Source organism: Streptomyces sp. NPDC045955 (assembly GCF_056430805.1).
The window spans coordinates 446,912-468,947 of record NZ_JBWKKY010000002.1; the positions used below are offsets into that span (position 1 = coordinate 446,912).

Consider the following 22,036-nt stretch of genomic DNA (forward strand, 5'->3'; position numbering starts at 1 on the left):
TCAGCCGATGAGGCCGGCGCCGAAGGCGCCGTAGGAGCGGGTCTGGCCGAGGCTGCCCGGGCCGAACGAGCGGGCGCCGTCGGTGACGGGGCCGGTGGCCGAGCCGCGCAGGGTGGTGATCGCGCCGATGCCCTCGTCCTCGAAGCCGGCGGTGATCGTGAACTCGGCGCGGCCGTCCTTGGTGACGTCGGCCAGCAGCACGTCCGAGCCGAAGTAGTCCATGGCCTCGGCGGTGCCCGGCACGCCGGCGGTGGCCTGGGTCAGGGTGCGGGCGCCGGTGCGCGAGACACCCGAGGCGGAGCCGTTCATCAGGACCGTGGAACCGGAGTCCTCGAGGCTGCCGACGTCCTCGAAGACGACGCCGATGGCGAGGTCGCCGTAGCCGTCGCCGTTGGCGTCACCGATGGAGACCGAGCCGCCGAAGCCGTCGTTCGCCTCGTCGGCGCCGGGGACGCCGGTGGAGGCCTGGGTCAGCTCGGCCATCGGGGCGTCGCCGTTGACCGGGCCGCCCTCGGAGCCGCGGATGACGACGACCTCGCCGCCGAGGCTGCCGCTGTGGTCGTCCTCCTTCGAGAAGACGTTGCCGAGGGCGATCTCGTCGTAGCCGTCGCCGTCGATGTCGCCCAGGGCCAGGGAGGTGCCGCCGTTCAGGGGGCGGGGGACGGAGGTGTCCGGGCCGGTGGGGGAGCCGAGGTAGGCGACGCCCTTGGACCAGCTGCCCGACTCGTCCGAGTCGAGGCGGACGCGGTAGGTGAGGACGAGGTCCGACCGGCCGTCGGCGTTGGTGTCGCCCGCGTCCATGGCGTCGACGCTGTACGCCGTCTCGGGGGTGTTGACGCGCTTCGCGGTGCCGGTGGTGCCGGTCTTGGTGAAGCCGCCGCGGATCACGTAGGCGTGGGACGAGCCGGTGCCGACGGCCAGGTCCTTCTTGCCGTCACCGTCGAAGTCGCCCGCGGTCAGCAGCCGGCCCCAGTTGTCGTGCCCGGAGATCGCCGGGTCCTTGACCGTGGTGCCGTTCTTCAGGCCGCTCGCCGAGCCCCACAGGATGGTGACGGAGCCGCCGTCGCCGTCGGTGCCGACGTCCTCTCCGGAGGCGCCGACCGCGAGGTCCGTGTAGCCGTCGCCGTCCAGGTCCGCCACGGCGAGCGCGTCGCCGAAGGTGTCCTCGGCCTCGGCGGCACCGGGCACGCCGGTGGTGTTCTGGCTGACCACGGTCCGCTTGGCCGGGTCGAGGCCGGTGGCGCCGCCGTAGACGACGGCGACGTAACCGGCCATGCCCTTGCCGTCGACCTTGGCGTACGGGGCGGCCAAGGCGACGTCGCCGTAGCCGTCGCCGTTGAAGTCGGCGGTCGGGCCGGTGGCGGGAGCGGCGGTGGCCGCCGTCGCGGGCAGGGCCGTGAGCAGGCCGGTGGTGAGGGCCGTGGCCAGCAGGAGGGTGCGCTTGCGCATCTGTGGATTCCCGGGTGTCGTTCGATCAGGAGTTGAGTGCGGTGCCGTAGCCCGGCGTGCCGGCCGTGGAGATGCCGGTCGTGCCCGGGCCGAAGCTGACGGAGCCGGTGGCCGTCGGGCCGGTGGCGGTGGCGCGCAGGGACCAGACCGCGCCGTCGCCGGCGTTCTCGCCCGGCGCGGAGACGGACAGGTCGGCGCGGCGGTCGCCGGTGTGGTCGGTGAGCGTGACGCGCTCGCCGAAGCGGTCGCCCTTCTCCGAGCCGCCGGGGACGCCCGCGGTGTTCTGGGTGTACGAGGTGGCGCCCTTGGTGGTGAGGCCGGACGCCGAGCCGTACAGCACGGTGACGGCACCGGCGGCGGAGTTCTCGCCCGCGGCGCCGATCGCCAGGTCGGCGTAGCCGTCGCCGTTGATGTCGCCGAGGGAGACGTCGCTGCCGAAGCGGTCGCCCTGCTCGGCGGCGCCGGGCACCCCGGCGGTGTCCTGGGTGAGGACGAGCGGGGCGCGGTCGGGGCGGGGGTCGTCGGGGCCGGTGCCGTAGACGACCGTGACTTTGCCGCCCAGGGCGGCCGCCGGGTCGGCGGAGGGCTCGCGCTCGTTGCCGACCGCGATGTCCCCGTACCCGTCCCTGTCGATGTCGCCGATGGCGGAGACGTGTCCGGCCGGCAGATCCCTCAGCCAGTCGGCGTAGTTGCCGATGGAGGGGTCGGGCACCCAGTGGGTGATCGCGTCGTCGGTGCCCGCCCGGCGTCCGTGCACGACCAGGCTGGTTTGCCAGGGTGCCGTGACGGGACCGGCGGCCAGGGATGTGACGCCGTACGACGTCGCGTACGAGTCGGGGAAGCCCGAGGCGGAAGAGCCGTGGTACCCACCGGACTTGGCGAACGGTCCGTTGACGAAGACAAGGGCGAGCGGGCCGTTGGAGCCCACGGCGACATCCAGGTCGCCGTCCCTGTCGAGGTCGCCGGCGGCCAGCGCCTGCCCGTAGCGGTCCACGTCGGTGCGGTAGTCGTTGACGAGCGTCCGGGCCCCGGACAGTCCGGTCGCGGAACCCCAGACCATGACCACCGTCCCGTCGTTGGTGTCGCCGTCCGTGTCCTCGCCGGGCGTGCCGATCAGCAGGTCGGCGTAGCCGTCGGTGTTCAGGTCGGCGGAGGCGAGCGCGGAGCCGAAGGCGTCGTCGGCCTCGGCGGCGCCGGGCATCCCGGCCGTGTTCTGGGTCAGGAGCGTGCGCGTGGAGCTCTTCGGCCCGCTGGGGCTGCCGTAGACGACGGACACGGCACCCGCCTTCGCCTGCCCGGCGACCGTGGCGCCCGGCGCACCGATCGCGAGGTCGGCGCGGCCGTCGCCGTTGAAGTCGTAGGGGGCGGCTGGGGTGGCGGCGTGCGCGGCGGGGGCGGACAGGGTGAGGGCGAGCGGGGTCAGGGCCGCCGTGAGGACGGCGGCGGTGATACGGGAGCGCATGGCGGTACGTGCCTCACTGGAGGTTTGACGGGACGTCACTGGCTCACGGGACGTTCCGGGGCGACGGAGCCCGGCTGGGTGACGGGAGGCCACTGGCTGACGGGACGTCACTGGGCCACGACCGAGCCGAGGTTGGCGCCGGACTTGAGGGAGACGGCGGTGGTGGTGATGCCCCGGGCCCCGCTCGTGGTCAGGCCGGAGGCGGAGCCGCGCAGGGTCCACAGGCCGCCCGTGGAGTTCTCCCCGTCGACGCCGATCACCAGGTCCGCCTTGCCGTCCCCGGTCACGTCGGTCAGGCCGACCGCGGAACCGAAACGGTCCCAGGACTCGGCGGAGCCGGGCACACCGGCGGTGTCCTGGGTGTACGACGTCACGCCGCTGCCGGTCTTCAGGCCGGAGGCGGAGCCGAACAGCACGGTCACCGAGCCCGCGTCCTTCGCCGAGCCGACGTCCTCGCCCGGGGCGGAGACCACGACGTCGGCGAACCCGTCGCCGTTGATGTCGCCGGTGCTCACCGCCGTGCCGAAGCCGTCGTCGGCCTCACCCGCGCCGGGCACGCCCGCGGTGTCCTGGTGGACGACCGTCGGCTGCTGCGCCGGGTCGGGGCCGTTCGGGCCGCCGTACCAGGCGGTGATCTGGCCGCCCTTGTGGCCGCCGGGCTTGAGGGCGTACGGGTCCGTGTAGTCGCCGAGGACGAGGTCGCCGTAGCCGTCGCCGTTGATGTCGCCGATCGAACCGGGATAGCCGTCGGCGTCCGGCAGATCGGCCATCTTGTACGTCGTACCGGTCCAGCGGAAGTAGTCGATCTGGCCGCCGGTGTCGCCGTCCACGTTGAACGGGTACACGCGTTCGGCCGCGCCGTCGCCGGTGAGGTCGCCCGCGAACACCTCGAACGTGGTGCCGACCTCGCCGACGCGAAGGTGGTTCAGCGGGCCGCCGGTGCGGGTGAAGGGGCCGTTGTAGATGCGGGTGTGGCTCTGGCCCGTGAGCGTGACGTCCGTGTCGCCGTCGCCGTCGAAGTCGCCGGTGGCGATGCCCCGGGAGAAGTTGCCGTACTCGGAGAGCGTCGACGGCTGCGGCAGGCCCTTGCCGCTGGTCAGGCCCGACTTGCCGCCCCACAGGATTGTGCCGGAGCCGATGCCGTCCCGGTCGCCGATGCTCTCGCCGCTGGCGCCGACGACGAGGTCGGAGTAGCCGTCCCGGTCCAGGTCGCCGGTGGCCAGGGCGGAGCCGAACAGGTCGCCGGACTCGGCGGTGCCGGGCACGCCGGTGGAGTTCTGGGTGATGACGGCCTTTCGGGCGGCCGAGACACCGGACGCCGAGCCGTACAGCACGACGACCGCGCCGGCGCAGGAGGCCGAGCCGACGTTGGTGCAGGGGGCGCCGGCCGCGACGTCCCGGTACCCGTCGCCGTTGAAGTCCCCGGCGAGGCCCGAGGGCGCGGCGGCGGCCGGGGTGACGGTGAGCAGGCCGGTGGTGAGCGTGGCGGCCAGGAGGAGGGTGCGCTTGCGCAAGAGGGGACTCCGGGTGGGAAGGGGCCGGCCCTGGAAGGCCCGGCCCCGGGGATGCGGGGTGGCTCAGTCGGCGAAGTTCGCCCCGAAGGTCGGGTAGCCCGTCGTCGAGACGCCCGAGGTGCTGGGGGAGACGGTGCGGGAGCCCGTGGCGGTGATCTTCGTGCCGCTGGACGGCAGGTGGAGGACCGCGCCGTTGCCGTCGTTCTCGGACGAGCCGGCCATCAGGTCGGCGCGGCCGTCGCCGGTGACGTCGTCGAGCTTCACGTCGGTGCCGAGGAAGTCGCCCTCCTCGTCCGAGCCGGGGACGCCCGCGGTGCTCTGCGCGAAGGACTGGGCGCCGGTGGAGGTGTCGATGCCCGCGGCCGAGCCGTACAGCACGACGAGCTGGCCGGCGTCGGCGACCGACCCGATGTCCTCGCCCGCGACGCCGACCACGAGGTCCTGGTAGCCGTCGCCGTCGAAGTCGGCGTAGGCGCTGTCGGCGCCGAACACGTCGCCGCTCTCGGCCGTGCCCGGGTTGCCGGCGGTGTTCCGGCTGATGACGGACCGCTTCGCGGAGGACACCCCGGTCTTCGTGCCGTACAGGACGACGAGCTGCCCGGCGTCCTTCCTGCCGCTCACGTACGCGCCGGAGGCGGAGCGCGGGTACGGGTGCCCGTGCGAGGACGCGTGCGCGTGCGGGCGCCCGGAGGGGCGCTCGTGCTGATGCATGCGAGGTCTCCTGCTGCATGCGGGGATGCCTGGCGGACATCCACAGTCGATGAAGGGCCGTCCTGTCCGTGTTCGCCGGGAGTCGTCCGGGCGTTCACGGGTGGTCGGCGATCAGGAGACCTGTGTCGGGACGTAAGGGTTGTACGTGAGTTCGGTTAATTTCCGAGGCCGCTGAGAAGGGGGACGCGTGCTTATCCACGCTGCTTGCGGACCCGGTAGCGCAGGTGCAGCACCCGGTCGCCCTGGATGACGATGTCCGGGTCCTCCAGCATGTGCCGGGCGTCGACCGACCCGAAGTACCGCTTGCCCGAGCCGAACACCACCGGCACGGCGTCCATCGCCACCTCGTCGACCAGCCCGAGCGCGAACGCCTGACCGCCGACGTCCCCCGCCGCCACACCGACGTCACGGCCTTCCCCGGTCAGCTCCTTGGCCTTGGCGATGGCCGCCGCCACACCATCGACGAAGTGGAACGGCGCGTCAGGGTGCCACCCCTCGGGCCGGGGCCCGTGCGACACGACCAGCAGCTGCTCACCGGTCGGCGGCACACCGCCCCACCCGTCGGTCATGTCGAACACATGCCGCCCGACGACCAGCGTCCCGATCTTCGCCATGGCCGGCTGCACGTGGTCGGCGGAGGCCTTGGAGACCTTGGCGTACTGGTTGACCGGGACGTCACCGTTGCCGTACCAGTCGAAGAGCGGCCCGACCTGATCGTCCGCGTCGGCGATGAAGCCGTCCACGGACACGACGTTGTGCATCACGACGGTGGTCATCGTGTCTGCCCTGCGTCCGGGGGCCGGGGCGGCCCTTGTGTATCCGTGGACCGGCCGGAGATCGGAAACTCATCGGACGCCGCTTGCCGAGTGGCGGCTCCGCGGCGGCGCCACGGAGGCTCCGCGAAAACCCGTTGGCAGGCGAGGACGACCACTGCTACGTTCCCGGAGGCCGTGCGAGAGAGCGAGGAGGTGGTACCCGTGAACGCAGTATCGACATGGGTGCTCCCCTCCGGGGTCACGGTCGGGCGATAGGCAGGTCGTCCGGGAGCGCCGTTCCAGCGCTCCCGAAAGGCACGACCATGCATGTCACTTCCGAGCAACGCCTCGACGACGGCGTCCTCGAACGCGAATTCACCCTCGGTGGGATCCCCGGCATCCTGTGGACACCCGCGTCCGCGTCCGCATCCGAACGTGTGCCGCTGATCCTGCTCGGCCACCCTCCCCTCGGGGTGCGCAAGATGTACCCCCGACTGGTGGCCCGGGCCCGGCATTCCGCGGCGGAGGGCTTCGCCACGGCCACCATCGAGCTCCCCGGAAGCGGCGACCGGCCTCGCTGGCCCGCCGTCGAGCAGGCCCGCGCCGACCTGCGCCGGGCGATGGAGGCCGGCGAGCCGGTCAGCGACGAGATCGTCGACGCCCTCGTCCTCCCGCTGGTCGACAAGGCCGTCCCGGAATGGCAGGCCGCCCTGGACGCCCTGCTGCCGCTGCCCGAGATCGGCGGCCCGGTCGGGTACTCGGGGGGAGTGATCTCCATCGGCATCCGGCTGGCGGTGGTCGAGCCGCGCATCGTTGCCGCCGCTCTCTTCGCCGGGAGTCTCGTGCCTCGCGCCATGTTCGAAGAGGCCCGGCAGGTCACCATTCCGCTGCATGTCCTGCTGCAGTGGGACGACGAAGGGAACGACCGGCAGGTGGCCCTGGACCTGTTCGACGCCTTCGGCTCCAAGGAGAAGTCCCTGTACGCCAACATGGGCGGGCACACCGGCGTCCCACAGTTCGCGGGGGACGCCGCGACCCAGTTCTTCACCCGGCATCTGAAGTGAGGCCGGGCCGTCTGACGTGAGGCCGGGCCGTCTGACGTGAGGCCGGGCCGTCTGACGTGAGGCCGGGCCCTCTGACGTGAGGCCGGGCCGTCTGACCGGCCCTGCGCAGTTCTCCGCACCGTGGGTCCCTGCTGAACTCCCGGCAGGGGCCCGCTGTGCCTGTCCGGCAACAACCTCGCCGCCGCCCGTCGAGAGGCCGAAGTACAGCATGGAATCACAGCAACCGCAGTGCCCAAGGCTCTACCGCCGCAAGAGCCGTCCACGACCCCTTGAACAGTCCGCCGGGACGACCGCGATGGCGTCGGCTGAAGCCCGCTGATCAGCCGTCCACCCGATGCACATCCGGACATCCGGACACGGCCCCAACTACGGTGCTGAACAAGGTGATCCACTGCATAGTAGGGATCATGACAACGCCGTTACCGCACCCCACCGGCCTTGCCTACCACCGCATGGGCCGCTCCACCGGCCATCACCGCTGGTGGCGGCCCCTGCTCGGCACCCTGCTGTTCCTCGGTGTCTACGCCGTACTCAACATCGTGCTGTTCGCCCTGTCCTACGTGATCGGGGCAGCGGCCGGGCTCCGTGAACTCCCCGACGGGGGACACGACTTCGGACCGCTCGCCGACACGGCCCTGGCCCTGACGGCCATCGCGGTCGCCCTGCCCCTGATCCTGCTGACCGTGTGGTGGCCGGGGCGACGACCGCCCGGCACCCTGTCGTCGGTCGACGGACGGCTGCGGTGGCGCTGGCTGGCCTGGTGCCTGCTTGCCGCCGTGCCCCCCGTGGCCGTGCTGGCGCTGACCGCCGCCCTCCTGCCCGACGACGGAACCGATTCGGGGGAGCTCGGCGCGTGGGTGGGCTGGCGATCGTTCCTCGGCGCGCTTGCCGTGCTGGCCGTCCTCGTCCCGGTGCAGGCCGCGGCCGAGGAGTACGTCTTCCGGGGCTGGCTGACACAGGCCGTCGGCGCTTTCGTCCGTTCTCCGTGGTTCGCGGTGCTCCCGCAAGCCGTGCTGTTCGCCGCCGCCCACGGCTGGGGCACCTGGTGGGGTTTCCTCAGCCTGCTGTTCTTCGGCGTGGTCGCCGGGTGGCTGACCATCCGTACGGGCGGCCTGGAGGCCGGCATCGCCCTGCACGTCCTGAACAACCTGCTGGCCTTCGGCGTCGCGGCCGCGGTCGTCGACGGGCTGTCGTCCGACGAGACCGCCGCCGACTCCCCCTGGCAACTCGCCCTCGCGGACATGGCAACGACCTTGCTCTACGCCGCACTCGTGCTGTGGCTCGCCCGACGTCACCAGCCCCAGATCCTCTCACGGCCGGTGGCCGTGCCCGCCTCATGGCCCGCACCGCACATGCCACCGCAGGGCGCTGCGACGCCCAGGATCACGTCCGCTCCTGGAGTTGCCTCGTCTTCACCAGGCGGCGCGGACGACCTGCCCGGCCGCGGACCGCACTCGTGCGGGCCCACGGCCTGAGAAGGGCGAGGATCCCCGCCGTGCGATACGTACGACATGCCAAAGGCGCCGTCACTGTCACCGCCGCCACCGCGGCCTGCCACACCCTCATGTCCGCCGGCTTCGCGGGGGCACGCGAAAGCGCAGCCGAGAGCGACGACGAGATGTGGACCGGCGCCTTCGAGTTCCTGCTCACCACAGCCGCTTCCTGGGTTCTCATGCCCCTTCTGCTGTGGGCCGGCATGCGAATGATGGGGGAGACCCACAACGCCGTGCTGGTGGCCGTCGGCGGGTTGTCCTGGTCAGGGGTATCCGGGTATTTCACCGACGACATCGACAGGGTGGGCGGGCACATACCGTTCCTGGCCCTCGCGGCATACGTCCTTCTCGGGACGGTGCTGGCGGGGGCCGGCGCCAGCCACCGCGACTGAGACCCCCCCCTGCTGACCGGCGGCATCCGGCGGCATCCGGCGACGGAACGCCGACGCCCCCCGCCCGGCAACGCGGACGGGGGGCGTCGAGAACAACCCGCGGCAATCGGCTACTTCACCGGCTCCGGCTCCGGGGCGTTCTCCGAGTCCGTCGTGCCCGCCGGCGGCTCGTCGTCATCGTCCTCGCCCTCCGCGGGGACCGGCGTCTTCACCGAGTCCAGCAGGAGCTGGGCGACATCGACGACCTGGATGGACTCCTTCGCCTTGCCGTCGTTCTTCTTGCCGTTGACGGAGTCCGTGAGCATCACGAGGCAGAACGGGCAGGCCGTCGAGACGATGTCGGGGTTGAGGGACAGCGCCTCATCCACGCGCTCGTTGTTGATGCGCTTGCCGATGCGCTCTTCCATCCACATCCGCGCACCACCCGCGCCGCAGCAGAAGCCCCGCTCCTTGTGGCGGTGCATCTCCTCGTTGCGGATGCCGGGGACGCTGGCGATGATCTCGCGCGGAGGCGTGTAGATCTTGTTGTGGCGGCCCAGGTAGCAGGGGTCGTGGTAGGTGATGATGCCCTCGACCGGGGTCACCGGGATGAGCTTGCCCTCGTCCACCAGGTGCTGGAGCAGCTGCGTGTGGTGGATGACCTCGTAGTCGCCGCCGAGCTGCGGGTACTCGTTGCCGAGCGTGTTGAGGCAGTGCGGGCAGGTCGCGACGATCTTCTTGGCCGACTTGGGCTTCGCCGACTCGGGGACGACCTTGCCCTCGTCGTCCATCTCCTCGCCGAACGCCATGTTCAGCGCCATGACGTTCTCCATGCCGAGCTCCTGGAACAGGGGCTCGTTGCCCAGGCGGCGGGCCGAGTCGCCCGTGCACTTCTCGTCGCCGCCCATGATGGCGAACTTGACGCCCGCGATGTGCAGGAGCTCCGCGAAGGCCTTCGTGGTCTTCTTGGCGCGGTCCTCCAGGGCGCCGGCGCAGCCGACCCAGTAGAGGTACTCGACCTCGGACAGGTCCTCGATGTCCTTGCCGACGACCGGGACCTCGAAGTCGACCTCCTTGAGCCACTCCAGGCGCTGCTTCTTCGCCAGGCCCCAGGGGTTGCCCTTCTTCTCCAGGTTCTTGAGCATCGTGCCCGCCTCGGACGGGAACGCGGACTCGATCATCACCTGGTAGCGGCGCATGTCGACGATGTGGTCGACGTGCTCGATGTCCACCGGGCACTGCTCGACGCAGGCACCGCAGGTGGTGCAGGACCACAGGACGTCCGGGTCGATGACGCCGTTGTCCTCCAGCGTGCCGACCAGGGGGCGCTCGGCCTCCGCCAGAGCGGCGGCGGGCACACCGGCCAGCTGCTCCTCGGACGCCTTCTCCTCGCCCTCCATCGTCTTGCCGCCGCCGGCCAGCAGATACGGCGCCTTGGCGTGCGCGTGGTCGCGCAGCGACATGATCAGCAGCTTCGGGGAGAGCGGCTTGCCCGTGTTCCAGGCGGGGCACTGCGACTGGCAGCGGCCGCACTCGGTGCACGTGGAGAAGTCCAGCAGGCCCTTCCAGGAGAACTGCTCGACCTGGGAGACGCCGAAGACGTCGTCCTCGCCCGGGTCGGTGAAGTCGATCGGCTCGCCGCCCGACGTCATGGGCTGGAGCGCGCCCAGGGCCGTCCCGCCCGACGCCTCGCGCTTGAACCAGATGTTCGGGAACGCCAGGAAGCGGTGCCAGGCGACACCCATGTTGGTGTTCAGGCTGACCGTGATCATCCAGATCATGGTCGTGCCCAGCTTGATCATCGCGAAGAAGTAGACGAGGTTCTGCAGCGCCGCCACGCTCAGGCCCTTGAAGGCCAGGACCAGCGGGTACGAGGCGAAGTACGCGGCCTCGTAGCCGTCCACGTGGTGGAGCGCGCCCTCCAGGCCCCGCAGGACGTAGATGGCCAGGCCGATCGTGAGGATGACGTACTCGACGAAGTACGCCTGGCCCATCTTCGAGCCGGCGAAGCGGGACTTGCGGCCCGGCCGCGACGGCAGGTTCAGCAGGCGGATCACCATCAGCGTGGCGATGCCGAGCGTCGTCATGGCCGCGATGAACTCGATGTAGAGCTCATAGGGGAGGAAGCCGCCGAGCACCGGCAGCGTCCAGTCAGCCTGGAACAGCTGGCCGTACGCGGTGATGATCGTCGGCGGCAGCGTCAGGAAGCCGATCGCGACGAACCAGTGGGCGACACCGACGATGCCCCACCGGTTCATGCGCGTGTGGCCGAGGAACTCCTTCACCAGCGTCACGCTGCGCTGGTAGGGGTTGTCGGTCCGGGTGCCGGCGGGCACGGGCTGGCCCAGCTTGAAGTACCGGACGAACTGGCCGATCGCGCGTGCGAGCAGCGCGACGCCGACCACGGTCAGGACCAGCGACACGATGATCGCGGCGAGTTGCATGGGGGCTCCTCGGGCCTGCGAGGGTTTGTCGGGGGAACGGGTCGTTCTTGGAGGGTTCCCCGAGATTACTAAGCGGTAACTTATGCAGTCCGTCTGAGACTACCCCTATCTTCCGCCGCACTGTAGCCGGGTGGGCAGTGATCTGAATCGCTGAGGGTTGCCTCAGAAGCAGTGCGGAATCCGGCCGCGATCCTGTCGTGTTATTCGTACCGAATTGTCATAGTGACGCCTAACTTATATCCGTGCTCTACGGGATCGCTGTCATCGCCACCGCCCTCCTCCTCACCGCCCTGCTCGCGGCCGCCCTCCGGATCCCCGCCCTGCGGCTGCGGCTGGTCGAGCGGCGGCGGCAGCGGGAGGTGCCGTTGTCCGGGGGCGTGGCCGTCGTGGTCGTCACCGGATCGGTGGTGGGTGTCAAGGAGTGGGGTTCGGCCGGGGTCGGGATCGGCGGGCTGCTCGCCGCCGGCGGTGTCGTCGCCCTGCTCGGGCTCGTCGACGACGTGTGGCGGCTGCGGCGGCGGGTGCTGGCCGCCGGTACGGCCGTGGCGGCCGCGTGTGTCATGCCGTACGCGGAGGCCGGGGTGGGGGCCGGGCTGCTCGGCGTCCTGTGGGTCGTGGGGGTGACCTTCGCCTTCCGGGGGATCGATCACGCCGACGGGCTCGCGGGGGCGGTCGGGGTCGTCGCCGCCTTCGGGGTGGCGGCCTGTGCCGCCGTGGACGTCAGGGACGGGATCGCGGCGCTGATGAGCGTGCTGGCCGCCGCGCTGACCGGGTTCCTGCTGCACAACTGGCACCCCGCGCGCGTGGCGCTGGGCAGTTGCGGGTCCATGTTCGCCGGGTTCCTGATCGCCGTGGCCGCCGTGCACGTCCGCGCCGGGTTCGGCCTCGGGGAGAGCGCCGGGGTGCTGTTCGCGCTGACCGCCGTGGTGTGTGCCGACGCCGTACTGGTGCTGCTGTCGCGGCGGTTGGGCGGGCGCGCCCTGCTGCGGAGCGGGCCGGATCATCTCGCGCACCGGCTGCGGCGGCTCGGACTGACCGTGCCGGGGGGCACCCTGCTGCTGGGCTTCGGGGCGTTCTCCGCTGCCCTCGCCGGGGTACTCGCGCACGTCGGCCGGGTCGGGAGCGACGCCTTGTGGTGGGTGGCGGGCGGGGCGCTCCTGGTGGTGTTCGCACTCTCCCGTGTTCCCGTGTACGCCGATCGACGCTCGGTATCTCCGCAGGTCAAGGCCTCGTTGCGTGTAAGGAGCGGATAAGAGTTGAGCCCGGTCGACTCAGCTCTGTTGACCGGTGGGGAGCCGTCGTGCACACTTGAGTCCGTTCCACTCAAGTCAGCTGGAGGAATCAACCATGGCACGTGCGGTCGGCATCGACCTGGGCACGACTAACTCCGTCGTCAGCGTTCTGGAGGGCGGCGAGCCCACCGTCATCACCAACGCCGAGGGCGCCAGGACCACGCCGTCCGTCGTCGCCTTCGCCAAGAACGGTGAGGTGCTCGTCGGAGAGGTGGCCAAGCGTCAGGCGGTCACCAACGTGGACCGGACCATTCGGTCGGTCAAGCGGCACATGGGCACCGACTGGAAGATCGAGCTGGACGGGAAGCCCTTCAACCCGCAGCAGATCAGCGCCTTCGTGCTCCAGAAGCTGAAGCGGGACGCCGAGTCCTACCTGGGCGAGAAGGTGACCGACGCGGTCATCACCGTCCCGGCGTACTTCAACGACTCCGAGCGCCAGGCCACCAAGGAGGCCGGCGAGATCGCCGGTCTGAACGTGCTGCGCATCGTCAACGAGCCCACCGCGGCCGCGCTGGCGTACGGCCTCGACAAGGACGACCAGACCATCCTGGTCTTCGACCTCGGCGGCGGTACGTTCGACGTCTCGCTGCTGGAGATCGGCGACGGTGTCGTCGAGGTGAAGGCCACCAACGGTGACAACCACCTCGGTGGTGACGACTGGGACCAGCGCATCGTCGACTACCTGGTCCAGCAGTTCCAGTCCGGCCACGGCGTGGACCTGGGCAAGGACAAGATGGCCCTGCAGCGTCTGCGCGAGGCCGCCGAGAAGGCGAAGATCGAGCTGTCCTCGTCCACCGAGACCTCGATCAACCTGCCCTACATCACCGCCTCCGCCGAGGGCCCCCTGCACCTCGACGAGAAGCTCACCCGCGCCCAGTTCCAGCAGCTGACCGCGGACCTCCTGGAGCGCTGCAAGACGCCGTTCCACAACGTCATCAAGGACGCAGGCATCTCCATCAGCGAGATCGACCACGTCGTCCTGGTCGGCGGCTCGACCCGTATGCCCGCCGTCGCCGAGCTCGTCAAGGAGCTGACCGGCGGCAAGGACGCCAACAAGGGCGTCAACCCGGACGAGGTCGTCGCCATCGGCGCCGCCCTGCAGGCCGGTGTCCTCAAGGGCGAGGTCAAGGACGTCCTGCTCCTCGACGTCACCCCGCTGTCCCTCGGTATCGAGACCAAGGGCGGCATCATGACCAAGCTCATCGAGCGCAACACCACGATCCCGACCAAGCGGTCCGAGATCTTCACCACGGCCGAGGACAACCAGCCGTCCGTGCAGATCCAGGTCTACCAGGGCGAGCGCGAGATCGCGGCGTACAACAAGAAGCTCGGGATGTTCGAGCTGACCGGTCTGCCCCCGGCGCCGCGCGGCGTCCCGCAGATCGAGGTCTCCTTCGACATCGACGCCAACGGCATCATGCACGTGACCGCGAAGGACCTGGGCACGGGCAAGGAGCAGAAGATGACCGTCACCGGCGGCTCCTCGCTGCCGAAGGACGAGGTCGACCGCATGCGCCAGGAGGCCGAGCAGTACGCGGAGGAGGACCACAAGCGCCGCGAGGCCGCCGAGTCCCGCAACCAGGGCGAGCAGCTCGTCTACCAGACGGAGAAGTTCCTCAAGGACAACGAGGACAAGGTCCCCGGCGACATCAAGACCGAGGTCGAGGAAGCCGTCAATGAGCTGAAGGAGAAGCTCAAGGGCGAGGACACGGCCGAGATCCGCACCGCCACGGAGAAGGTCGCGGCCGTCTCGCAGAAGCTCGGCCAGGCGATGTACGCCGACGCGAACGCCGCGCAGGCCGCCGGTGGCGCCGCCGCCGGAGCCGGTGCGGACGCCGGTGCCGGTGACGCCAAGGCCGACGACGACGTCGTGGACGCCGAGATCGTGGACGACGAGCGGAAGGACGGTGCCGCGTGACGGAGGAGACCCCGGGCTTCGACGAGCAGCAGCCCGACGTCCCTTCCGGCGCCACCTCCGACGACGCCGAGCCGAAGGCCGCCGACTCCCCCTCGACGGAGGAGGGGGCGGCCCCGGCCGGGGACACGGGCCAGGACGTGGCTCTGGTGGCCCAGCTGGACCAGGCACGCACGGCGCTGGGCGAGCGCACGGCGGACCTCCAGCGCCTCCAGGCCGAGTTCCAGAACTACCGCCGTCGGGTCGAGCGCGACCGGATCGCGGTCAAGGAGATCGCCATCGCGAACCTCCTGACCGAGCTCCTGCCCGTGCTCGACGACATCGGCCGCGCGCGTGAACACGGCGAACTGGTCGGCGGCTTCAAGTCCGTCGCCGAGTCGCTGGAGAGCACGGCGGCCAAGATGGGCCTCCAGCAGTTCGGCAAGGAGGGCGAGCCCTTCGACCCGACGATCCACGAAGCCCTGATGCACAGCTACGCACCGGACGTCACCGAGACGACGTGCGTCGCGATCCTGCAGCCCGGGTACCGGATCGGCGAGCGCACCATCCGCCCCGCGCGGGTGGCGGTGGCCGAGCCCCAGCCGGGGGCGCAGACGGTCAAGGCGGACGAGGCCGCCGAAGCCGACGACAAGGAGAGCGGTGGCCCGGAAGAGGGCTGACGTCATAGCGGACGAAGGGAAGGAGGGGCGTCGAGGATGAGCACCAAGGACTTCATCGAGAAGGACTACTACAAGGTCCTCGGCGTCCCCAAGGACGCCACCGAGGCCGAGATCAAGAAGGCGTACCGGAAGCTCGCCCGCGAGTACCACCCGGACGCCAACAAGGGCAACGTCAAGGCGGAGGAGCGCTTCAAGGAGATCTCCGAGGCCAATGACATCCTCGGCGATCCCAAGAAGCGCAAGGAGTACGACGAGGCACGCGCCCTCTTCGGCAACGGCGGCTTCCGCCCGGGGCCCGGCGCGGGCGGCGGCTCCTTCAACTTCGACCTGGGCGACCTCTTCGGAGGCGCCCCGGGCGGCGGCCAGGGAGCCGGCGGTTTCGGCGGTGGACTCGGTGACGTCTTCGGGGGCCTGTTCAACCGTGGCGGCGCGGGCGCGGGGACGCGCACGCATCCGCGGCGCGGCCAGGACATCGAGTCCGAGGTCACGCTGAGCTTCACGGAGGCGATCGAGGGCGCGACCGTCCCGCTGCGGATGTCCTCGCAGTCGCCCTGCAAGGCCTGCTCGGGCACCGGCGACAAGAACGGCACACCGCGCGTGTGCCCGACCTGCGTCGGCACCGGACAGGTCGCCCGGGGCAGCGGCGGCGGCTTCTCCCTCACCGACCCCTGCCCGGACTGCAAGGGCCGCGGCCTGATCGCGGAGAACGCCTGCGAGGTCTGCAAGGGCAGCGGCCGGGCCAAGTCCTCGCGGACCATGCAGGTGCGCATCCCCGCGGGTGTCAGCGACGGCCAGCGGATCCGGCTGCGCGGCAAGGGAGCGCCGGGCGAGCGCGGCGGCCCGGCGGGCGATCTGTACGTGGTCGTGCACGTCGACTCCCACCCGGTGTTCGGCCGCAAGGACGACAACCTCACCGTCACCGTCCCGGTGACCTTCGCCGAGGCGGCCCTCGGCGGCGAGGTCCGGGTGCCGACGCTGGGCGGCCCGCCCGTCACGCTGAAGCTGCCGCCGGGCACGCCGAACGGCCGTACGATGCGTGCCCGGGGCAAGGGCGCGGTCCGCAAGGACGGCACCCGCGGCGACCTTCTGGTCACCGTCGAGGTGAGTGTTCCGAAGGACCTGACGGGGAAGGCTCGTGACGCACTCGAGGCGTATCGCGAGGCGACCGCGGGTGAGGATCCGCGGGCGGAGCTGTTCCAGGCCGCGAAGGGAGCATGAGTCAGATGGACGGTCGTCGACGCAACCCGTATGAACTGACCGAGGAGACCCCGGTCTACGTCATCTCGGTGGCGGCCCAGCTGTCCGGCCTGCACCCGCAGACCCTGCGCCAGTACGACCGTCTGGGCCTGGTGTCCCCGGACCGCACGCCGGGCCGGGGCCGCCGCTACTCGGCCCGGGACATCGAACTGCTGCGCACCGTTCAGCAGTTGTCGCAGGACGAGGGCATCAACCTCGCGGGGATCAAGCGCATCATCGAACTGGAGAACCAGGTCGCCGCCCTCCAGGCCCGGGTGGCCGAGCTGGAGGACGCGCTCGACGGCGCGGCGGCGGCCATGCGGCAGCGTGAGGCGGCGGTGCACGCGTCGTACCGCCGCGACCTGGTGCCGTACCAGGAGGTCCAGCAGACCAGCGCGCTGGTGGTGTGGCGGCCGAAGCGGCAGCAGCAGTCGGACTGACGCGACCGACGCGCGTACACCTGCGAGAAGGGCCGGGAGGCGACTCCCGGCCCCTTTCGTATGCCTTGGTCTGCCTTGGGGTGTTTTCGCCGGGCCTCCTGTGGATGACCGGATGATGCAAGTCACTTGGAGGTGATTCCGCAGAGTCTTCACAACTGCTGCGGAGCGTGGTGTTGTCATCTCGTTAAGTGGTTCCGCTTGACGCTGAGGGGCGCACCCGCGTTGGCTTTTCAGTCACATGGGCCACAAAGTGCGCCCACGTCCGAATCACACGCGAAGTGAGCTCCCGCATGCGCCGTCGTATCTCCATACCCGTGGCCGCGGCCACGATGTCCGTCACGCTCGCCGGCTGCGGCGTGCTCAACGCGACCGGGAGCAGCGACGAGGCGAGCCCGACCAAGGGCAACGACATCACCGTGGGCCTGCTGCTCCCGGAGAAGGCGAACACCCGGTACGAGAACTTCGACTACCCCATCATCAAGAGGAAGGTCGAGTCCCTCACCAACGACCGGGGCCGCGTCGAGTACGCCAACGCCGAGGCGAGCGCGGACACGCAGGCGGCCCAGCTGCAGCAGATGGTCGACGACCGGGTCGACGTGATCCTGCTGGACGCCGTCGACTCGCACGCCATCGCCGACGGCGTGAAGAAGGCCAAGGACGCCGGCATCCCGGTCATCGCCTACGACCGGCTGGCCGAGGGCCCGATCGACGCGTACATCTCCTTCGACAACGAACTGGTCGGCGAGGTGCAGGGGCGCACCCTGCTGGAGGCGATCGGCGAGAAGGCGAGCCTCTCCGACAAGATCGTCATGATGAACGGCTCGCCGACGGACCCGAACGCCAAGCAGTTCAAGGCCGGTGCGATGTCCGAGCTGAACGGCAAGGTGACGATCGCCCAGTCCTTCGACACCAAGGACTGGAAGCCGGAGAACGCCGAGGCCAACATGGCCGAGGCGATTCAGAAGATCGGCAAGGACGACATCGACGCGGTGTACTCCGCCAACGACGGCATGGCCGGCGGCATCGTCAAGGCGCTGGAGGCCGCGGGCGTGACCGACCTGCCGCCGATCACCGGCCAGGACGCGGAGCTCCCGGCGGTGCAGCGGATCATCGCCGGTGACCAGTACATGAGCGTGTACAAGTCGTACCCGCAGGAGGCCGAGAACGCGGCGGAGATGGCCGTGGCCAAGGTCCAAGGCCGCGAGATCCAGTTCGCCGCCCTGACCCGCGACAAGGTCGACAGTCCCACCCACAAGGGCATCCCCGCCCAGCTCGTGCCCGTCGTCGCCCTGACCAAGGAGAACATCAAGGACACGGTGGTCGCGGACGACATCTACAAGCTGTCGGACATCTGCACGGCGAAGTACGAGGCGGCTTGCGAGACGATCGGGCTGAAGTAGGCGGACCCACGGGGGGCCGACATGCGGACAGGAGCGAGCGTGACCGACCGGACCGGTGCCGACCAGCCGGCCCCGCAGCCCTACATCGCCCTGGTGGTGATGGAGGCGACCACATCGTCCCCGGCCGCGGCCGGGACACAGGAGCAGCCCCTGTACCAGGAGAACGTCGTCCTGGTGCACGCGGCCGACGAGCGGTCCGCCCGAGAGCGGGTCGAGCGGCGGGCGCGCGAGGCGGAGACGAGCTACGTGAACGACCGGCAGGAGACGGTCACCTGGCGGCTCCGGGCGATCGTCGACGTGAAGGAGGCCGAGGACCCCGATCTCGGGCGTGACGCCGACCTGTACACGCGTCACTTCCGTGACTGGGCGGCCTACGAGCGGGTGGAGTCACTGCTCACGCGCGACGGCGACGGCGCCTAGCCGCAATCAGCCGCTGCCGGGACCGCAGCGTCCGTGCCGAGGTCGGGGCGCTCATCGAAGCGCCGGGCCGTGAGGAAACGGAACGCTGCCGCGGTGGAGCCGTGTTGCGGAGCAGGGGCAGGCCGCGCATAGTTGCCGCTGCGGCAAGGCGGTGAAACCGGGGGTGGGACGGGCGATGGCCGGGCACGGGGCGGAGGAGCATCCACACGGTGCCGACCGACTGTGCGCGGCCGGGGATCGCGTGTACTCCCGGGCCGTACGGCGGGGCCGCGTGCCGCGCCGGGACGCGGAGCCGGTGCCGTGCCTGCTGGAGCTCGCCCTGCTGCACCCGGACCCCGACGACATGGACTGGCTGGTGCCGACCTCACCGCAGGAGGTCATGACCCGGCTGCTGCGCGGGATGTACGACGAGGTCAGCGCGAGCCAGCGGCGGGTGGGTTCGGCCGTGGCGGCGTTCGAGCGGTACGCCGGGCTGGGGCGGCACCTGCAGCCGGCCCCGTCGGCGGCCGAGGGCCCGGCGATCCGGGTGCTGGACGGCCTCGCCCGGATCCAGACCGCGATGGACGAGGCGACCCAGGCGTGCACGACCGAGGTGCTCACGGTGCAGCCCGGCGGCATCCGGCGCGAGGCGGAACTCTCCGAGGGACTGCACCGGGCGCTGGCGCTGCGCGGCCGGGGCGTGCGGATGCGGGACCTGTACACGCATGTCGCCCGGCACGGGCAGGGTCTGATGACCTATCTGGAGCTGATGGGCGACGCGGTGGAGGCCCGCACGCTGGACGAGGTGATCGACCGGCTGATCCTCTTCGACCGGACGGTGGCCTTCATCCCCGCCAACACCGACCGCACGATGGCCCTGGAGCTGCGGCACCCGGCGATCGTCGAGTACCTGGTCACGGTGTTCGAACGGCTCTGGCGCCTGGCCATCCCGTTGACCGCGCCGCTGCCCGACACCGGCATCGAGGGCATCTCCCACCGGGAGCAGTCGATCGCGGCCCTGCTGGCGGAAGGGCACCAGGACGCGGTGATCGCTGAACGGCTGGGGATCAGTGTGCGGACGTGCCGGGCGCACATCGCCCGGCTGTCGGAGACGCTGGGGGCGGCGAGCCGTACGCAGTTGGGGGTGCGGATCGCCCAGGCGGGCCTGGACGGACCATCAGGGGAGGCTGCTGCCCGGCCCGTCAGCGTTCCTGGTCAAGAATCCCGGACTGCCCGATGAGGTAGCCGAGTTGCGCCCTGCTCTGACTGCCCAGCGTCGCGGCGAGCTTGGCGATGTGGACGCGGGCGGTGCGGATGTTCATGCCGAGGCGGTCGGCTATGACGGCGTCGGTGTGGCCTTCGACCAGGAGGGTGGCGATGGCGCGTTGGCGGGGGGTGATGCCGTTGTGGGAGGGCTGGGGGGCGGCATCGGGGTACATGGGCGTGGCCAGGCGCCAGAGGCGGTCGAAGGCCGTGGCCAGGTATCCGGCGATGGCTGGGTGCCGGATCTCCAGGGCGAGTTTGCCTTCCTTGTCGGCCGGGACAAAGGCCACTGTGCGGTCGATGAGGATGAGGCGGTCGGGGACTTCGTCCAGTGAGCGCACCTCGACGTCGCCCTTCAGTCGCTCGCAGCGGGCGGTGATGGTTGGGAAGTGGCGCAACGTGTGCGGGTACAGGGTGCGTATGCGGCAACCGCGGTCCAGCGCGGCCTGATCGCGGTCGAGCGACGTGGTATCGGCGACCTGGCCGCGTTCGCCGGTGAGTCCGGCGCGGGGCTGGACGGTGACCAGTTCCTCGGAGGCGTCGGCCACCGCGTCGGTGATGGCCCGGTTGATCTGCTTCGTGCCGGTGAGCAGTCGTATCGTGGGCGTGTCGGTGGCTGAGGTGCGTGGCCCGGCGATCCGCATGAGGGAACCGAATGTCTCGGCGAGCCGCGCCTCTCGCTGTCGTTCGCTCGCGATCCGCTCCTCGGAACTCCGCAGCAGCCGGTGCAACGCGACGAGCGGAGCGACGGGCTCCCACCTGAGCGGGTCGTCGACGGCGGGGTGCAGTAGACCGAGGTCGACGAGGCACGGGACGGTCCGGGCGTCCCCAGCGGGCAGGTGCCCCTCGCGCAGGGCCCGTTCGTACAGCTCCATACCCGCGGAGCAGAGGTCCTCCACGCCGTGCTCGTGGTGCGGCGCGCTCACTCGGGCGCTCCCTCCCGCTCCAGAATCCCCGACTGTGCGATGAGGTAGCCGAGTTGGGCCCGGCTGCCACTGCCCAGGAGCGAAGCGAGCTTCGCGATGTGGGCCCGGCACGTGCGCACGTTCATGCCCAGGCGGCGGGCGATGGCCTCGTCGACGTGGCCCTCGACGAGGAGCTTGGCTATCGAGTACTGGATCTCCGTGATGCCGTCTTGCGCGATCTCGTAGGGAGTGGTCGCGCTCAGCGGAACGGCCCGGTTCCACATGAACTCGAACACCTTGATCAGGTACCGGATGATCCCTGGGTGCCGAAGCTCCAGCGCGACTTGCTGGTCGTCGCGAGTGGGGATGAAGGCGACGGTCTCGTCGCAGATGATCAGCCGCTCCACGAGTTCGTCGATCGTGCGGTACTCCGCCTTACCGTCAGCGAGCCGGGCGGAGTAGGCCAGTTGCTCCGGGTTGTACCGGGCCGTGTGCTGGTACACCGTACGTATCCGCACACCGCGTTCTATCAACGGCCTGTCGCGCTTCATCCCTTGCAGGAGGCTCCGCTCGGACAAGCGGTCGCTCGGCTGGAGCGTGAGCATCTCGTTCTGGCACTGGGACGTGGCCATGTTCAGCGCGGCGTTGATCCGCTCGCCGCCCTCCAGGACGGTGATGGAGTCGCTGGTGGTGGCCATCTGGGCACCGAGGGCCATGAACGGCTGAAAGCTCTCCGCGAGATCGATCGCCCGTCGCCTGCGGTCCGCTATCTCCTGTTCCAGGGGGTTGAGCTGCCGCGAGAGGGCCACCACGGGCGGAACCGGGCGAAGCCAGGTCGGGTCGTCGGGGTCGGGATGGAGCAGCGCTAGCTCGATCAGGCAGGGTGCGGGGTCGGCATCCTCGCGCGCCAGACGTCCGGCACGCAGTGCGATGGTGTAAAGGCGACCACCTTCCTCGCACAACTCCGTAATCGGATGGGGATGTGTCTCCTTAGTCTGATTTGATCCCAAATCTCCACCCCCCAGGGTCCTGAACATGCAGGAACATGATGCATCGATTCTGTGGCCATGACGTGCCCGAATGAGCCATCGTCGTATTCGACGGGGGAAAAGGGGACCTTCAAGTGAGGACGAAGCCGACTATGTGCAGCAAAATGCTTCGCTCGGTGCTTGTCGCCGCCTTCTCCGTCGCCGCGACCCTGGGCGTGCTCGGGGGCTTCTCCGATGCGAAGGACGAGGTGCGGGCGAACAGTACCTGGCCTTCG

At 70.4% G+C, this 22,036-nt stretch carries 19 protein-coding genes; 11 read left to right on the forward strand and 8 right to left on the reverse strand.

Annotated elements, in window-relative coordinates; genetic code table 11:
* The 5 genes from AC07F0_RS05435 to AC07F0_RS05455 all read right to left on the reverse strand — a co-directional run bounded on the left by AC07F0_RS05435 (window position 1) and on the right by AC07F0_RS05455 (window position 5,912).
* Window positions 1-1,449 (reverse strand): FG-GAP-like repeat-containing protein, encoded by a 1,449-nt coding sequence (locus AC07F0_RS05435; protein ID WP_478974532.1) that lies wholly within the window; start codon window positions 1,447-1,449, stop codon window positions 1-3.
* A gap of 25 nt (window positions 1,450-1,474) precedes the next feature.
* Complete coding sequence (locus AC07F0_RS05440) at window positions 1,475-2,911, reverse strand: hypothetical protein (RefSeq protein WP_478974535.1); 1,437 nt, start codon at window positions 2,909-2,911, stop codon at window positions 1,475-1,477.
* Between the two features lie 107 nt (window positions 2,912-3,018).
* Window positions 3,019-4,425, reverse strand: a complete 1,407-nt coding sequence (locus tag AC07F0_RS05445; protein WP_478974538.1) for an FG-GAP-like repeat-containing protein — start codon at window positions 4,423-4,425, stop codon at window positions 3,019-3,021.
* 63 nt (window positions 4,426-4,488) lie between these two features.
* Window positions 4,489-5,136 (reverse strand): FG-GAP repeat protein, encoded by a 648-nt coding sequence (locus tag AC07F0_RS05450; RefSeq protein ID WP_478974541.1) that lies wholly within the window; start codon window positions 5,134-5,136, stop codon window positions 4,489-4,491.
* Between the two features lie 191 nt (window positions 5,137-5,327).
* The gene (locus AC07F0_RS05455; protein ID WP_478974544.1) at window positions 5,328-5,912 is read right to left on the reverse strand and encodes a dihydrofolate reductase family protein; all 585 of its coding nucleotides are present in this window, start codon (window positions 5,910-5,912) and stop codon (window positions 5,328-5,330) included.
* Between the two features lie 302 nt (window positions 5,913-6,214).
* On the opposite strand from AC07F0_RS05455, the gene AC07F0_RS05460 reads away from it, so the two are divergent.
* From AC07F0_RS05460 to AC07F0_RS05470, 3 genes are all read left to right on the forward strand, one after another.
* Window positions 6,215-6,955 carry a dienelactone hydrolase family protein gene (locus AC07F0_RS05460; RefSeq protein ID WP_478974547.1) on the forward strand — a complete coding sequence of 247 codons (741 nt, stop codon included), beginning with the start codon at window positions 6,215-6,217 and terminating at the stop codon, window positions 6,953-6,955.
* 407 nt (window positions 6,956-7,362) lie between these two features.
* Window positions 7,363-8,430 (forward strand): lysostaphin resistance A-like protein, encoded by a 1,068-nt coding sequence (locus AC07F0_RS05465; protein ID WP_478974550.1) that lies wholly within the window; start codon window positions 7,363-7,365, stop codon window positions 8,428-8,430.
* 20 nt (window positions 8,431-8,450) lie between these two features.
* Window positions 8,451-8,840, forward strand: coding sequence for a hypothetical protein (locus AC07F0_RS05470; RefSeq protein WP_478974553.1), 390 nt, complete (start codon window positions 8,451-8,453; stop codon window positions 8,838-8,840).
* 110 nt (window positions 8,841-8,950) lie between these two features.
* On the opposite strand, the gene AC07F0_RS05475 is transcribed toward AC07F0_RS05470, so the two are convergent.
* On the reverse strand, window positions 8,951-11,263 hold the full coding sequence (locus tag AC07F0_RS05475) for a (Fe-S)-binding protein (RefSeq protein WP_478974556.1): 2,313 nt from the start codon (window positions 11,261-11,263) through the stop codon (window positions 8,951-8,953).
* 242 nt (window positions 11,264-11,505) lie between these two features.
* Between AC07F0_RS05475 and AC07F0_RS05480 the strand changes: the two genes are divergently transcribed.
* The 8 genes from AC07F0_RS05480 to AC07F0_RS05515 all read left to right on the forward strand — a co-directional run bounded on the left by AC07F0_RS05480 (window position 11,506) and on the right by AC07F0_RS05515 (window position 19,844).
* On the forward strand, window positions 11,506-12,516 hold the full coding sequence (locus tag AC07F0_RS05480) for an MraY family glycosyltransferase (protein WP_478974559.1): 1,011 nt from the start codon (window positions 11,506-11,508) through the stop codon (window positions 12,514-12,516).
* 94 nt (window positions 12,517-12,610) lie between these two features.
* The gene (dnaK, locus tag AC07F0_RS05485) at window positions 12,611-14,473 is read left to right on the forward strand and encodes a molecular chaperone DnaK (RefSeq protein WP_478974562.1); all 1,863 of its coding nucleotides are present in this window, start codon (window positions 12,611-12,613) and stop codon (window positions 14,471-14,473) included.
* Complete coding sequence (gene grpE, locus AC07F0_RS05490; protein WP_392034179.1) at window positions 14,470-15,129, forward strand: nucleotide exchange factor GrpE; 660 nt, start codon at window positions 14,470-14,472, stop codon at window positions 15,127-15,129. The genes dnaK and grpE overlap by 4 nt, the downstream gene beginning before the upstream one ends.
* Before the next feature lie 36 nt (window positions 15,130-15,165).
* Window positions 15,166-16,347 carry a molecular chaperone DnaJ gene (gene dnaJ / locus AC07F0_RS05495; protein ID WP_397618365.1) on the forward strand — a complete coding sequence of 394 codons (1,182 nt, stop codon included), beginning with the start codon at window positions 15,166-15,168 and terminating at the stop codon, window positions 16,345-16,347.
* A 5-nt stretch (window positions 16,348-16,352) separates the two neighbouring features.
* On the forward strand, window positions 16,353-16,805 hold the full coding sequence (locus tag AC07F0_RS05500) for a heat shock protein transcriptional repressor HspR (protein WP_020269597.1): 453 nt from the start codon (window positions 16,353-16,355) through the stop codon (window positions 16,803-16,805).
* Between the two features lie 290 nt (window positions 16,806-17,095).
* A complete protein-coding gene (locus AC07F0_RS05505; RefSeq protein ID WP_478974564.1) occupies window positions 17,096-18,205 on the forward strand; it encodes a sugar ABC transporter substrate-binding protein in 1,110 nt (369 codons plus the stop codon).
* A gap of 39 nt (window positions 18,206-18,244) precedes the next feature.
* A complete protein-coding gene (locus AC07F0_RS05510; RefSeq protein ID WP_478974567.1) occupies window positions 18,245-18,625 on the forward strand; it encodes a DUF4288 domain-containing protein in 381 nt (126 codons plus the stop codon).
* A gap of 175 nt (window positions 18,626-18,800) precedes the next feature.
* Window positions 18,801-19,844 carry a helix-turn-helix transcriptional regulator gene (locus AC07F0_RS05515; RefSeq protein WP_478974570.1) on the forward strand — a complete coding sequence of 348 codons (1,044 nt, stop codon included), beginning with the start codon at window positions 18,801-18,803 and terminating at the stop codon, window positions 19,842-19,844.
* Here AC07F0_RS05515 and AC07F0_RS05520 read toward each other — a convergent pair.
* Together AC07F0_RS05520 and AC07F0_RS05525 are read right to left on the reverse strand one after the other, a co-directional pair.
* Entirely contained in the window at window positions 19,807-20,793 is a 987-nt protein-coding gene (locus AC07F0_RS05520) for a helix-turn-helix transcriptional regulator (RefSeq protein ID WP_478974573.1), read from the reverse strand. The two genes, AC07F0_RS05515 and AC07F0_RS05520, sit on opposite strands and share 38 nt — an antisense overlap.
* Complete coding sequence (locus tag AC07F0_RS05525; protein WP_478974576.1) at window positions 20,790-21,809, reverse strand: helix-turn-helix transcriptional regulator; 1,020 nt, start codon at window positions 21,807-21,809, stop codon at window positions 20,790-20,792. Before AC07F0_RS05525 ends, AC07F0_RS05520 begins: the two co-directional genes overlap by 4 nt.
* Window positions 21,810-22,036: the final 227 nt, after the last annotated feature.